The sequence below is a fragment of the Thiorhodococcus drewsii AZ1 genome (assembly GCF_000224065.1).
GTDB lineage: Bacteria > Pseudomonadota > Gammaproteobacteria > Chromatiales > Chromatiaceae > Imhoffiella > Imhoffiella drewsii.
In genome coordinates, this window is sequence record NZ_AFWT01000012.1 from 85,734 (window position 1) to 98,863 (window position 13,130).

The 13,130-nt window shown below is 62.8% G+C and carries 12 protein-coding genes; 3 read left to right on the top strand and 9 right to left on the bottom strand.

The genetic code is table 11. The features are described from left to right. Positions 1-102 precede the first annotated feature (102 nt). Genes THIDRDRAFT_RS10065 through THIDRDRAFT_RS10075 form a run of 3 tightly spaced genes read left to right on the top strand, consistent with a single transcriptional unit; the run spans position 103 to position 3,031 of the window. Entirely contained in the window at positions 103-1,767 is a 1,665-nt protein-coding gene (locus THIDRDRAFT_RS10065) for a carbon starvation CstA family protein (protein WP_007040733.1), read from the top strand. After that, positions 1,764-2,048, top strand: a complete 285-nt coding sequence (locus tag THIDRDRAFT_RS10070; RefSeq protein WP_007040734.1) for a cory-CC-star protein — start codon at positions 1,764-1,766, stop codon at positions 2,046-2,048. The genes THIDRDRAFT_RS10065 and THIDRDRAFT_RS10070 overlap by 4 nt, the downstream gene beginning before the upstream one ends. Next, complete coding sequence (locus tag THIDRDRAFT_RS10075) at positions 2,039-3,031, top strand: ArsA family ATPase (RefSeq protein ID WP_007040735.1); 993 nt, start codon at positions 2,039-2,041, stop codon at positions 3,029-3,031. The genes THIDRDRAFT_RS10070 and THIDRDRAFT_RS10075 overlap by 10 nt, the downstream gene beginning before the upstream one ends. Before the next feature lie 69 nt (positions 3,032-3,100). Here THIDRDRAFT_RS10075 and THIDRDRAFT_RS10080 read toward each other — a convergent pair whose 3' ends face one another. The 9 genes from THIDRDRAFT_RS10080 to THIDRDRAFT_RS10120 all read right to left on the bottom strand — a co-directional run bounded on the left by THIDRDRAFT_RS10080 (position 3,101) and on the right by THIDRDRAFT_RS10120 (position 13,067). After that, positions 3,101-4,204, bottom strand: coding sequence for a hypothetical protein (locus tag THIDRDRAFT_RS10080; RefSeq protein ID WP_007040736.1), 1,104 nt, complete (start codon positions 4,202-4,204; stop codon positions 3,101-3,103). Between the two features lie 33 nt (positions 4,205-4,237). After that, positions 4,238-4,552 carry a HesB/IscA family protein gene (locus tag THIDRDRAFT_RS10085; protein WP_040844513.1) on the bottom strand — a complete coding sequence of 105 codons (315 nt, stop codon included), beginning with the start codon at positions 4,550-4,552 and terminating at the stop codon, positions 4,238-4,240. 104 nt (positions 4,553-4,656) lie between these two features. Next, positions 4,657-6,036, bottom strand: coding sequence for a cobyrinic acid a,c-diamide synthase CobB (locus tag THIDRDRAFT_RS10090; RefSeq protein WP_007040738.1), 1,380 nt, complete (start codon positions 6,034-6,036; stop codon positions 4,657-4,659). A gap of 31 nt (positions 6,037-6,067) precedes the next feature. Continuing rightward, a complete protein-coding gene (gene nrfD, locus THIDRDRAFT_RS10095; RefSeq protein ID WP_040844515.1) occupies positions 6,068-7,318 on the bottom strand; it encodes an NrfD/PsrC family molybdoenzyme membrane anchor subunit in 1,251 nt (416 codons plus the stop codon). 18 nt (positions 7,319-7,336) lie between these two features. Next, positions 7,337-8,122: a sulfate reduction electron transfer complex DsrMKJOP subunit DsrO gene (gene dsrO, locus THIDRDRAFT_RS10100; protein WP_007040740.1), complete on the bottom strand. Its 786-nt coding sequence runs from the start codon at positions 8,120-8,122 to the stop codon at positions 7,337-7,339. Position 8,123: 1 nt separating this feature from the next. Continuing rightward, positions 8,124-8,603, bottom strand: coding sequence for a hypothetical protein (locus THIDRDRAFT_RS10105; protein WP_007040741.1), 480 nt, complete (start codon positions 8,601-8,603; stop codon positions 8,124-8,126). A 17-nt stretch (positions 8,604-8,620) separates the two neighbouring features. Beyond that, positions 8,621-10,585 (bottom strand): NAD(P)-binding protein, encoded by a 1,965-nt coding sequence (locus THIDRDRAFT_RS10110; RefSeq protein ID WP_007040742.1) that lies wholly within the window; start codon positions 10,583-10,585, stop codon positions 8,621-8,623. A 105-nt stretch (positions 10,586-10,690) separates the two neighbouring features. Continuing rightward, a complete protein-coding gene (gene dsrK, locus THIDRDRAFT_RS10115; protein WP_007040743.1) occupies positions 10,691-12,271 on the bottom strand; it encodes a sulfate reduction electron transfer complex DsrMKJOP subunit DsrK in 1,581 nt (526 codons plus the stop codon). Between the two features lie 64 nt (positions 12,272-12,335). Beyond that, positions 12,336-13,067, bottom strand: a complete 732-nt coding sequence (locus THIDRDRAFT_RS10120) for a respiratory nitrate reductase subunit gamma (protein WP_007040744.1) — start codon at positions 13,065-13,067, stop codon at positions 12,336-12,338. Positions 13,068-13,130 lie beyond the last annotated feature (63 nt).

Sequence of the window (13,130 nt, forward strand, 5' to 3'; positions counted from 1 at the left end):
CATCCCGTCATCTTGCTTACAATAGGCCCCCTACGAGCGAACTGGCTCGGAACTGACTTGATGAGCCATGAGGGCTCGACCCAATAGCACCTAGGAGAGGCGATGAACGCCATTTATCTACTACTGGTCGGCCTAGGCACCATGGCGCTGGGCTATTTCGTCTACTCGAAGTTCGTCGCCGAGAAGCTCTATCGGCTGGATCCGAACTTCGTGACCCCCGCGCACGAGCTGCGCGATGGCATCGATTACATCCCCACCAACAAATTCGTGCTCTGGGGACATCATTTCACCTCCGTTGCCGGAGCGGCGCCGATCGTCGGGCCGGCGATCGCGGTCTTCTGGGGCTGGCTACCGGCCTTCCTCTGGGTCACCATCGGCACCGTCTTCATGGCGGGCGTGCACGATTTCGGCGCACTATGGGCCAGCGTGCGGCACCGTGGCCAGTCGATGGGCGCGCTCACCGGCAAGGTCATTGGTCATCGTGCCAAGTCACTCTTCATGATCGTCATCTTCCTGCTGCTGCTGATGGTCAACAGCGCCTTCGCGGTGGTCATCGCCAAACTGCTGGTTCATGATCCCGCCGCCACGATCCCTGCCTGGGGGGCGATCGTGGTCGCGCTGATCATCGGACAGGCGATCTACCGCTACCGCATGGGCCTGCTGTGGCCGTCCATTATCGGCGTCGCGGTGCTCTACACCCTCATTTTCGTCGGCCAGGCCTACCCGGTCAGCCTGCCGGATCAGGTCATGGGTCTGACGCCGAACGCCCAGTGGATCCTCATCCTCTTCGCCTACGCCGCCATCGCCTCCATGCTGCCCGTCTGGGTGCTGCTACAGCCGCGCGACTACATCAACGGCCTGCAACTCTTCATCGGTCTCGGATTGCTCTACGCCGCGACGATCATCGCAGCCCCAGACGTGGTCGCGCCCATGATCAACCAGAACCTGCCCGAAGGCACCCCGCCCCTGGTGCCGCTGCTCTTCGTCACCATCGCCTGCGGGGCCATCAGCGGCTTCCACGGACTGGTCGCCTCAGGCACCAGCTCCAAGCAGCTCGACAAGGAGACGGACGCGCGCTTCGTCGGTTATTTCGGAGCCGTCGGCGAGGGCATGCTGGCCCTGGCGGCCATCATTTGCACGGTCGCCGGTTTCGCCACGATCTCCGAATGGGAGGGCGTCTACTCCAGCTTCGGCCAAGGCAGCCTGGCCGCATTCGTCAACGGCGGCGGGCGCATCCTGGCCGATGGCCTGGGCATCTCGCCGGAGCTCGGCGGAACCATTCTCTCGGTGATGGCCATCCTGTTCGCTGGCACCACCATGGACACTGGCATGCGCCTGCAGCGCTACGTGATCCAGGAGGTCGGAGAGATGACCTCGTTCAAACCGCTACAGAACGGCTACGTCGCCACCGGCGTGGCGCTGGTGACCTGTCTGGCCCTCGCCTTCGGCGCGGGCGGCGACGGGTCCGGCGGCATGATCATCTGGCCCCTGTTCGGAACCACCAACCAGCTGCTCGCCGGTCTGACACTGGCCATCCTGTCCGTAATCCTGGCGCGTCTCGGCCGCCCCATCGTCTTCACCGCGATCCCTCTGGCCTTACTGCTGGCCGTAACGGTCTACGCCTTGCTGATCCAGCTCGGCAGCTTCTGGTCCGACGGCAATTGGCTGCTGATCGGCATGGATCTGATCATCCTGGTCGCCGCCCTTTGGGTCTCCGTGGAGGCCGGACTCGCGCTCACCAAGCGCAGCGCGGACCAGCCGACATGAGCCCAACCGATCCGAACGAGGAAACACTCAAGGGCTGGCGGCGCTTCGAGGAACTCCTGCGGGAGTTCTACGTAGCGCCCTACCGGCGCACCTTCGGCCGCGCCCGGCGCGATCAGGACGACCTCTTCATGCTCATGGTCTTCGCCGAGAGTCTGGGGGTACCCAACCCGGTCGGCTGGTACACCCTGGAACTGATGCCGCTGCTCTACGAGCAGTTTCACGACTGGCACCGTCGCATGGGGCTCGAGCATTCACCGCTCGATGACATCCGATGCTGCTGAGACTCGCCGCAGAGCGCCGTCTGCTCTTCTTCGGCGGCAAGGGTGGGGTCGGCAAGACGACGACCGCCTCGGCGGTCGCCCTAGCCGAGGCCGAGCGGGGCCGTCGCGTGCTGCTGGTCTCGACCGATCCGGCCCACAACCTGGGTCACCTCTGGCAACGGCGCATAGGACCCGATGCGGTCGAGATCGCGCCCAATCTGGAGGCCATGGAGCTGGATCCGCAAGGCATTGCGGACGCCCACCTGGACCAGGTGGGCCGTTCGTTGCGGCGACTGATGCCGGCCAATCTCTCGGGCGAGGTCGACCGTCAGCTCGCGCTCGCGCGTCAGGCACCGGGGCTGCACGAAGCGGCCCTGCTCGAACGCATCGCCGATCTGGTCCATCACCACTTCCATCACGGCGATGGCGAGGGACTGCTGATCTTCGACACGGCGCCCTCCGGCCACACGGCACGGCTGCTGGCCCTGCCGGAGCTGATGTCGACCTGGACCGAGGGTCTGCTGCGCTCGCGTCAAAGCGCCAACAAGCTCGGAGACGCCTTTCGGCGTATGAACCCGGACGAGGTGGCGCGCCGCACCATCGGCAGTCCGGACCGCGACGACCAGATCCTCTCGGTGCTGGAACGACGGCGTCTGCGTTTCGCATCGCTGCGCGATCATCTGAAGGAGCAGGCGAACACCGCCTTCGTGCTCGTGCTGATGGCCGAGCGTCTACCGGTACTGGAGTCGATCGAGCTGCGCGGACAGCTGGCAGACCAGGGCATCCCGGTCGGCGCGCTGGTCGTCAATCGCCGCTCACCCCAGGACGCGGGCGAATTGCTGGAACAGCGCCGAGGTCAGGAGGCGGCCTGTCTCAAGGATCTCGCCGCTGCCCTGCCCGACCTGCCGATCGTCGAGACCCCGCTGCTCGCGACCGAACCGGTCGGGGCCGAGGCGCTGCACCAACTCGCCAGGCATTGGGGCAATGGCTCGGCTTCAGCATGAGGCCGGTCGTCGGCACCGGCCTCATGCTGGAACGCGGCTAAAATCCGGGAAGACAGGCATCCGAACAGACTATTGCTTCAACAGGCTCAAACGCCCTTGGATCGGATCCAGAACCGGTGCCAGCTTGCGCCGCATGAGACTGCCGAGCGTGGTGGAGTCGCTCAGGATGGGCCGCAGGAGACCATAGCCGACCCCGGAGAGCAGACGCATGGCGGCGATCTCTGGCGCCAGCTCTGGCAGTACGGCCAGTATATTGGCAACCAAGGGGTCGGGATCGTTCGGATCGACACAGGCGTCGGCATCGGCGATCAGCGCGGCGATGTCCATATCCGGATCGCCCTCGGGCCTCACCGCTGCAAGAAAGTCGCGCAGACAGGCGAAGGCGGCGAGTATCACCTCTTGGGTCGGCGGTTTGGCCAACACCGAGGCGGCGGTCGAAACGAGGAATTGACCAGGGGGCGCGTAGAGCCGTTGGATCAGAGCGGCAACCGGGTCCGATTCGGCCAGCCGAAGCAGGACATCCGGACAGATTTTGGCAGGGTTAGAGGCACAGGGTTCATCGGGCAAGGCGCGCATGAAGCCGACGAGATAGGCCGGTTTGCGCGCCGATCGACGCCAGAGATCGAGAATGCGTTCGCCATCGAGCAGGCCGGGCTGGAGCACCAGCCGCACCGATTCCATGATGTCCTCGTGATCGGTCTCGAACGGCAGATGCTCGACCAGATAGTCGGCGAGCAGCGGTCCCATGCGTCCCCCGACGACCAGCGGATTGGTCAGCATGCGCCGCGCGTTGGCCGCATCCTCCATCGCCCACCAAGCACGCCGCGCCAGCTCGTCATCGAGACCGGGCGCGCAGACGGCGGCGACGACCGCCTCGGGCTCGCCGAGCATCAGCAATTGCCCCAGACTGCCGTCACGCATCTGTCCCATGCGGGTCCAGCGGCTCAGATAGACGGGATAGCCGCCGGGCGAACCCAGCACATGACCCGAGATGGTCTCTCTGACCCAGCGTAGATACTGCTCGGGACGGGTCGTCGGGTTGAGCTGCAGACTCAGTTCGCCGTGCTCGGTCAGTCCCAGAACCTGCAACTTGGACGCATCGATACGGATCGCGAGCGGCTTGCTCGCAAGCAGCACGTTGAGTCTGAGACTGTCCTCGTGGCTGAGTTCCATCCGGACGTCCAGAGCGACTCGGTCCCGGAACCCCTAGGATTCTTTCGGCGGCGTGAAGTTGGCGTCGTTGGGATTGAGAAAGATGAAATGAAACTGGCCGGGTTCGATCTCGACGTAGTCCATGGTCGCCTGATCGAGCAGAGGCACCTGCTCCGGGGTCATGATGACCTCGATCCCCTCGCAGGTCATACGAATGTCGTCCTCGGTCAGTTCGTCGAAGCCCATCCGATAGTCGATGCTTCCGTCCGCCTGCTGGGCGGCGGCCAGGCGTAGAGGCATACCTTCGGTGCCGCCTTGTTTGGCGGCCTTGAGGACCTGTTCGGCGGCGGCGGCTGTGAGTTTGAACATCGCTAACCCTATCCTATTGGCTATCCGCTTGGAATCGATGGACAGTTTACCATCGGGCTCGAAATCGGGTGGCACCATGACCGACCATCCGATAGCTCGAACGATCAACCACCCAGGCAATCCCTCACGTGTGCCAGGAATCGGTCGGTCCAGCGCGTCGATCCCACCCCGCGCAGATGGCTGTAGCAGGCCAGCAGGTTGCCTTGCACGATGCCATCGTGCACCCCGTCGATCCCCACGCCGCGCAGCACCCGGTAGGCATAGCGCCAGGATGGATCCGGTTGGATCAGGGCCGAGTGATGGAATTCATGGGCGGCGATCTCGACTGATCCAGCATGCGCGCGCGGCCAAGGAAAGGCGTCGGTCTCGCTCAAGCGCATATAGCCGCGCCCCTGTGGACCGGAGCGCATCTCGATCTCGGCCTTGAGCGCGCCGACCATGGACCGTCGCTCGCCTTTCCAGTGCAACCCCTCGCACAGATACATGAGACCACCGCACTCGGCATAGACCGGGCCGCCGTCAGCGATAAATGCGGCGATGTGCTGGCGCATGGAACGGTTCTCTTCGAGCGACTGCATGTGACACTCGGGAAAGCCTCCACCGATGAAGAGCGCGTCCACCTCGGGCAGCTCGGCATCGCGAATCGGGCTGAAGGGGACCAACTCGGCGCCAGACTCGGCAAAGGCACGCAGATCGTCCGGATAATAGAAGCCGAACGCCTCATCGCGTGCGATTCCGATCCGCAGCGTCGGACCCGCCTCATGGCGCACCTGAATTGCGTGACTGGAAACGCGCGGATGGGCGCCCTCCTCGGCGACTCCGATCAGCCGATCGACATCGAGCTGATCGGCCACCCGGCTGCGGATCTTCTCGACCCAACGCTCGGCGTCGCCCGCCTCGTTGCTCGGAATGAGCCCGAGATGACGCTCGGCGATAGCGATCTCATCGTCGCGGCGGAGCAGACCGAGCACGGGCAGATCCGTGTAGCGCTCGACCACCCGAACCAGGTTCTCGCCATGACGCATGCCGCCGACCTTGTTCAGGATGACGCCAGCGATGCGAAGCTCGGGATCGAACGCCTGATAGCCCAATAGCAGTGGCGCGATTCCACGCGCCATGCCGTGACAGTTGACGACCAGGACGACAGGTGACTGGAGCTGCTTGGCCAGCTCGGCATTACTGAAAGAGCCATCCAGATGGGTGCTGTCGAAGAGTCCGACATTCCCCTCGATCACACCCAGATCAGCCGTCTCCAGCTCGCGCGCGAAGACCTCGGCGATCTCGCGCGAGGTCATGGTGTGATAGTCGAGGTTGTAGCATTGATGATCGGCGGCCTGGGTCAGCCACAGCGGATCGATATAATCCGGCCCCTTCTTGAACGGCTGAACGACCAGGCCGCGATGGCGGAATTCGCGGCAGAGCCCGATCGAGAGGGTGGTCTTTCCCGATGATTTTTGGGGTGCCGCGATATAGAGATGCGCCATGTGTCGGAAACCGAAAACGCCTGACCGGCACTCAGGCCGGCTTGGCGAAGGCGGCCTCGCCCAGGGTTTCCTCGTCGACCGGAACCACGTCGTCGGCCAGCGATTCCGGAAGGAACTGGAGGACACGCACACCGACCGCCGTGATCAGCAGCCCAACGGCTACGCCGCCGAGCCCGAGCAAGAGTTCGGGAATGGACGGCCAATAGGATGCGGCGCGCCCACCGACCCCGTCGCCGAACCCCGACTCCAGGATCGTCTGACCAGGGAACAGCGGCATGGGATAGGCCTGGCTGCCAATGATGACGACATACATGGTCGAGAGCCCGCCGACGATCACCAGCGCAGCGGCCGCCGCGACCCAATTGCAGTTCTTGCCCTTCTCCGGGTGATAGAGGATCCAAAGCGGCAGCAGACCGCCGATCAGGATACTGCCGACCCAGAAGGCGAAGGTGTAGATCCCACCGTGCAGCAACAACCAAGACTCAAAGTCGTCGTGTTTGGCCGCATAGAGATTGGTCAGGTGGTAGATCAGCATGAAATAGAGCGCGCCGGCGACGAAGAGGGCCAGCAGATTCTTGAGCCGACGCAGGATCTTGGGACCGATCACGCGCCCCTCCTCGGCGAAGGCGAACATGAGCACGAGCAGAAAAACCGCGAGTCCGTAGGCGAAGGAGAGGATGACGAACATGGGGCCAAGAATGGCCGCGCTATAGGCCTCTCGCGCCACCAGAAACCCGAAGATCGATCCGGTACCTGTGGTCAGCGCCAGACGCCAAAAGAGCGCCAGGATACCCACCGGCCGGTTGAAGGGGCCGCCCTGACGGTCCGCCATGGTCCAGAGATAGGCGATAACGATCGCCATGAATCCCGTGTAGAGAAAGATGTTCCAGGCGAAGATGGAGCTGAAGTTGTAGCTGGTGATGGCGACGATGAGTCGCTCAGGACGCCCCAGGTCGGTGACCAGAATCAGGAGTCCGCCCATCAGGAGCGCGACCGCGAGCAGCCCGGATAGCCGTCCCAGCGGTTTGTAGATCGGCTTACGGAAGACCGTCCCGATCGAGGCGATGTTGAGCGCCCCGGAAGCAGCGATGACGAGGAAGACCGCGAAGACGTGCGGCAGCCCCCAGACCACCGCGTTGTTCATGCCGGTGACCCAATGTCCCTGATGCTCCATATAGCCGAAGGACAGCGTGCCGATCCCGATCACGGAGGCGAGGATGCCGAGGATGCCCCAGAAACGCGCCGGAGGAATCCGCCATTCGCGATAAACGATTCGTTTCATCATCTCTCGTCGTCCTTACTAGACGCCCGCATAGCGCACGCCGGTATTCAGCTCAAGATCCTCGCGGATCTGACGGGTCGGAAGCGCCTTCAGCAACTGGCTGATCGGGCTTTCGGGATCCTTCAGATCGCCGAAGACGATTGCGTTGTGCCCCTCGGCCGCGCAGGCATCGGCGCAGGCGGTGGACTCCTCGCCATAGTCGCGGCGGTCGACACAGAGGTTGCAGCTCTCGACGCAGCCCTTCCCGCGCGGCACGCTGGTCAGCTGACCCTCGAGTGCTTCATGGATGAAGCTGCGCGCCTTGTAGGGACACGCCATCATGCAGTAACGGCAGCCGATGCAGAGATGGCGATCGACCATCACGATGCCGTCGGCGCGCTTGAAGGAGGCACCGGTCGGACAAACGTCGACACACGGCGGATCCTCGCAATGCTGACACATCATGGGCAGATTGGTGATGCGTCCGGTCTGATTGTCTTGCAGCTTGACCTTGCGGATCCACACCGCCTTCTGCTGATCCCACTTGGACTCGGACAGAGGCTTGGGCTTGGTCTGCAGATCCAGACCGTTTTCCCGATCGCACGCATCGATGCAGGCCGAGCAGCCCTCGGCGCACTTGGCCGTATCGATCGCCAACCCCCAGCGCACATCGCTACTCACCGACGTGGCACGGGGCGCCGCCTCGACCGCATGCAGGATGACGCCCGGAGCCACCATGGAGGCGCCGACGCCGGCCGCTGCGCCGATGAAGGTGCGCCGCTCGCGATCGACCGGTTCGAGATTCGTGCGGTTCTCGTCTTTCATCTCAGCGTTCTCCCCCGCCCGGATGGGCGTGAGCCAAGTGCCCCGGCTGCCCGACACCTGCAGCCGCATGGGCCGCCCGCGCCTCGGGACTCGATTCGGGTCGGTTGGGAACCGAGGCATGGCAGTCGAAGCAGTTCAGGTCCACGGCCGCGTAGGCGTGACAGGCGCCGCAGAACTGATCCGGGCGGTTGATTGGCTGCGGCTCATGCTCGGCGTTGTAACTGATATGGCAGTCCACGCAGCCGGCCAGGCTGTATTTGCTCCCGCGAATACCTTCGTGGACAGTCAAGGTGCGCTGATGCTTGATAAACTCGAAATGCATGCGTCGCATGCGTTCCGTCGGCTCGACGCAGGCATCCAACTCGGCGGCGCGGGAACCCTCGACCACGTAGCGTTTCACCTCGTCAGCCAGGACGACCTGGGCGACCAGCGCCCACATCAGTCCCAGGAAGAGGCTTGCCTTCAGGGCGGCTTTAGCCATCGATCCCTCCATCCGGACTATTCGCCCAGACCCATCTTGATGTAGCCCGTCGGGCAAACGTCAGCGCAGATATGGCAACCGATGCACTTGGCATAGTCGGTGGCCACATAGCGACCGGTGGTGCGGCTATCCTTCTCGACCCGGAAGACGGCGTCCTGCGGGCAGTAGATGACGCAATTGTCGCACTCGAAACACATGCCGCAGCTCATGCAGCGCTTGGCCTCGTCGATCGCCTCCGGCTCGGTCAGACCGATGACGCGCTCGTGGAAATGACCAAGCACGTCATTCTCGCTCGGCACCTCCTCCTTGCGCAGATTGCGCGAGACGAAATTGAAGTGCCCCAGGAAGAGTTCGTCGTGCGGAATGACCTCGGCACCAGAGCGATCCTCATAGTTGTGGATCGCATAGTTGGCGTCGGAGGTTCCGCGCAGATCGCCGCCCGCGGCCGCATCGAAGTGTTCCGGAGCCAGGTTGGCCTCGGTCATCTTGTCGAGCAGGTTGAAGTGATGCACGTCCACCTTGGGACGACGTCTGTGCTCCTCCTGCATCACATAGTCGTGAATCGAGTCGGCGGCGATCCAGGCCTGGCCGATGGCCGTGGTCAGCAGATGCGGACGGATGATGTCGCCAGCGACGAAGTGTCCGGCCTTGCCAGGAACCTGATAAAACTTATCCGAGTCCATGAGGCCGCGACCGTTGTCGAGTTGCTCCAGACCGGAGAGATCGCCGCCCTGGCCGATGGCCGAGACGATGAGATCGGCCTCCAGAACGCGTTCGGTGCCCTCGACCGGGGTCGGCCGACCATCGACCATGGTGCAGTCGGCAACCTTGAGCCCAATGGCGCGGCCCTCGTCGTTCTTGATCAATTCGACTGGCATGACCCCGTCGAGGATGGTCACGCCCTCGCGGGTCGCGTCATCGACCTCGTGCTCGGCGGCGGTCATCTTGTCGCGGGTGAAGAGCGAGGTCAGCGTCACCTGAGCGCCCTCGGCGGCGGCGGCCGTCGCGGCGTCATGGGCCACGTAGCCGTCGTGGATGACGGTCTCGGGCAAATCGCTCTTGTTGGTCTTGGTGATGTGCCCGAGACGTCGTGCAACCGAGACCACGTCGATCGAGGTGTCGCCGCCACCGACGCAGACCACCTTTTCGGCGGTGAACCTCATGCGGCCCTCGTTGAAGGCCTTGAGGAAGGCGACGCCGGTGACACAGTTCGGGGTGCCCTGCCATCCGGACACCGGCAGACCGCGGCCGCTCTGACAGCCGATGGACCAGAGGATGGCGTCATAGTCCTTTTCGAGTTGCTCGACGCTGACGTCGGTACCGATACGGGTCTTGAGCTTCACCTCGATGTTGCCGAGGTCGAGGATGCGCTGAATCTCGGCGTCGAGCTTGTCGCGCGGCACACGATAGCCGGGGATACCGAAACGGAACATCCCGCCGAGCCCCTCGTTGGCCTCGAAGATGGTACAGGCGTGACCCTTGCGACGCAGCTGATAGGCCGCAGCCAGACCGGCCGGACCACCACCGACGATGGCGATACGCTTACCGGTATCGGCCGGCGCAGGATCGAAGCTGTAGCCGTTGGTGATCGCGGTGTCGCCGATGAACTGCTCGACCGCATTGATACCGACGAAGTCCTCCAGTTCGTTGCGGTTGCAGCCGTCCTGACAGGGCGCCGGACAGACACGTCCCATCAATGAAGGAAAGGGATTGGCTTCGGTGGAACGTCGGAAGGCATATTCCTTCCAATCCATTCCAACCGGGGGTTTCTCCTGCTGACGGACGATGGCGAGCCAGCCACGGATGTCCTCGCCCGAGGGACAACTGCCCTGACAGGGCGGCGTCTTATGGACATAGGTCGGACACTTGTGGGAGCGGTCTTGATTGAAGATCTTGTCGGTCAGATCGTCCCAAACATCATTGCCGTCCTCGAAACGACGCCAGGTCGGCTTGGTCTGCATCTCATCGTTGGAAGTCGCCATCTTGATCACTCTCCGTACCAGTTGAACCCTGACGCGGGATCAGGGGGTTCATATCAGTCCGCGAGGCCGGTTGCAGTCCGACCACGGCTCGCCCGATGGCCCCGGTCAGGCCGCCTCGTCGTTCTCTTGTTTGTTATCGTTGTCGAGATCGTCGCCATCCAGGTCGTCGTCCTCGTCCTCCTCTGCGTCATCGGGTCCTGGCGTGAGCACGATCGCGTTCGACACCAGTTGGTGCAGGCTCAGGATCTGGTCCATTTCCATGCCGTAATAAGGCAGAACCTTGCTGAACTGGGTCTTGCAGATGGCGCAGATAGCGGCCATGTGCGTGACGCCCTTTTCCTGTATGACGTTGTTCAATGCATCCAGCCTGGGCTTGGCGCCCTTGACGCGAACCTCCATGAGGTCGTCGGTCAGGAGCCCGCCGCCACCACCGCAGCAGAAGGTGCGGTCGCGGATGGTGTCCTCGTCCATGTCGTAGAAATGGTTGCAGGTGGCCCGGATGATGGCGCGCGGGATCTCGAACTGGCCTCCGGGCATGTCGCCCATGCGCGAGGCGCGGGCCACGTTGCAGCTGTCGTGATAGGTGAGAACCTTGTCGTCGTTCTCGCTCTTGTCGAAGGTCAGCTTGCCCTGCTGGATCAGCTCGTGGGTGAACTCGCAGATGTGCTGCGGCACCGGATAGCGCGGATCCAGGAAGTCCCAGGGTCCGGCCAATGTGTTCAGGAAGCTGTAGGCGACGCGCCAGGCGTGACCGCACTCGCCGAAGACGATGCGCTTGACCTTGAGCTGGATGGCGGCCTCGCGGATGCGCTGCGCGACCCGGCGCATGTTCTCGTAGGAGCCGATGAACATGCCGAAGTTGGCCGCCTCGGAGGCGTGGGTGCTCAAGGTCCAGGATACGCCGGCCTCGTGGAAGACCTTGCCGTAGCCGATCAGGCCGTCGACGTGCGGCTCGGCGAAGAAGTCGGCCGAAGGCGTGATCAACAGGATCTCGGCGCCCTCCTCGTCGAGCGGATAGCGCACCTTGACCCCGGTATCGTCGTAGACGTCCTCCTCCAGACCCTCCAGAGTATCCGCCAACGCTGGCCCGGGAAGCCCGAGGTTGTTGCCGATCTTATAGACCTTGCCGATGATCTCGTTGCAGTACTTCTGGCCGACACCAATGCTGTCCATGATCTCGCGCGCGGCCATGGAGATCTCGGCCGTGTCGATGCCGTAGGGACAGAAGACGGAACATCGCCGACACTGCGAACACTGGTGGAAATAGCAGTACCAGTCGTCGAGAACCTCCTTGGTAAAGTCCTCGGCACCGACCAGCTTGGGAAAGAGCTTGCCGGACAGGGTGAAGTAGCGCCGATAGACCTTGCGCATCAGATCCTGACGGCCAACCGGCATGTTCTTAGGGTCGTTGGTCCCCAGGAAATAGTGACACTTGTCCGTACAGGACCCGCATTTGACGCAGGCGTCCATATAGACGCGTAGCGAGCGATATTTCCCCAGCAGCTCACCCATCTTATCGATGGCCTTGACCTGCCAGTCGTCGACCAACTCTCCGGGAAAACCAAGCTGCTCCTGGAACTCTTGCTTCGACTTGAACGTGGCACTGTGCGCCATGGCACCCGGCTGAATGGCGGGGACCTCGGTGTACTGGGTCAGCTCTGGAACTTCAAACGTTGCCTTGGCCATGGATCAACCTCATGAATGCGGTAGACGGCGACTCGGAACTCGATCGAGTCCGATCGCGACGCGTCTATTGCTGTTCCAGCTTTTTTGCCCAGGGCGCGATATGCCGTTGCTCACGCGGATTGTCGACCTGATTGCGGGTCGGACTAAAGAAGAGTCCGGGCGCATGCAAGAGCTTGCTGTAGGGAAAGATAATCATGAGCGACGCCACCAGCAGGAGATGAAGCAGCAACAGCGGATCCGCCGGCAGCGGCTTGATATCGAAACTGTAGAGACCCTGGAAGAAGGTCTTGATCTCGACCACATCGACATGGAAGACGAACTTCATCAGCAACCCGGTGCATCCGATGAGGATGAGAAGCCCCAGGATGAGATGGTCCGAAAGCGACGTGATGTATTTGACGCGGTCGACGAAGAAACGCCGTACCCATAGACCAGCCAGGCCCACGATCATGGCGAATCCGCCATAGATCCCATAGGGCTGTACGAGCTGGATGAGGAAGGGCACCGGCTCCATGAAATAACGCAGATGACGCAACGTAACCAGGAACAGGCCGAAGTGGAACATCCAGCCGAAGATCCAGGTCCATTTGTTGCCGCGAAACAGGCTCTCGAAGAGGACGACCTCTCGCATCATCCTGAAGACGACGCCGCTGCGTGTCGTCGGAGCCGGGGTCGTCGGGATCTTCAACGGCGCCGGTGTACGCGAGTACTGGACGATCTTGAAGGCCAAACCGGAGACAATGACGAAGGCCGCGAAGTAAAACAGGAAGGCGTAGAAGTTCGTCAGAAACGCCATGTTTCCGCTACCTCAGTGGATCTGTGTCGTGAACCGGCGAACCACACCGCTCGCAAGCGGATG

Bases quoted from the DNA above. Each gene is read 5' to 3' on its own strand.
- THIDRDRAFT_RS10080 (WP_007040736.1), bottom strand. From the start codon at position 4,204: ATGGAACTCAGCCACGAGGACAGTCTCAGACTCAACGTGCTGCTTGCG.
- dsrK (WP_007040743.1), bottom strand. From the start codon at position 12,271: ATGGCCAAGGCAACGTTTGAAGTTCCAGAGCTGACCCAGTACACCGAG.
- THIDRDRAFT_RS10075 (WP_007040735.1), top strand. From the start codon at position 2,039: ATGCTGCTGAGACTCGCCGCAGAGCGCCGTCTGCTCTTCTTCGGCGGC.
- THIDRDRAFT_RS10120 (WP_007040744.1), bottom strand. From the start codon at position 13,067: ATGGCGTTTCTGACGAACTTCTACGCCTTCCTGTTTTACTTCGCGGCC.
- dsrO (WP_007040740.1), bottom strand. From the start codon at position 8,122: ATGAAAGACGAGAACCGCACGAATCTCGAACCGGTCGATCGCGAGCGG.
- THIDRDRAFT_RS10105 (WP_007040741.1), bottom strand. From the start codon at position 8,603: ATGGCTAAAGCCGCCCTGAAGGCAAGCCTCTTCCTGGGACTGATGTGG.
- THIDRDRAFT_RS10085 (WP_040844513.1), bottom strand. From the start codon at position 4,552: ATGTTCAAACTCACAGCCGCCGCCGCCGAACAGGTCCTCAAGGCCGCC.
- THIDRDRAFT_RS10065 (WP_007040733.1), top strand. From the start codon at position 103: ATGAACGCCATTTATCTACTACTGGTCGGCCTAGGCACCATGGCGCTG.
- nrfD (WP_040844515.1), bottom strand. From the start codon at position 7,318: ATGAAACGAATCGTTTATCGCGAATGGCGGATTCCTCCGGCGCGTTTC.
- THIDRDRAFT_RS10090 (WP_007040738.1), bottom strand. From the start codon at position 6,036: ATGGCGCATCTCTATATCGCGGCACCCCAAAAATCATCGGGAAAGACC.
- THIDRDRAFT_RS10070 (WP_007040734.1), top strand. From the start codon at position 1,764: ATGAGCCCAACCGATCCGAACGAGGAAACACTCAAGGGCTGGCGGCGC.
- THIDRDRAFT_RS10110 (WP_007040742.1), bottom strand. From the start codon at position 10,585: ATGGCGACTTCCAACGATGAGATGCAGACCAAGCCGACCTGGCGTCGT.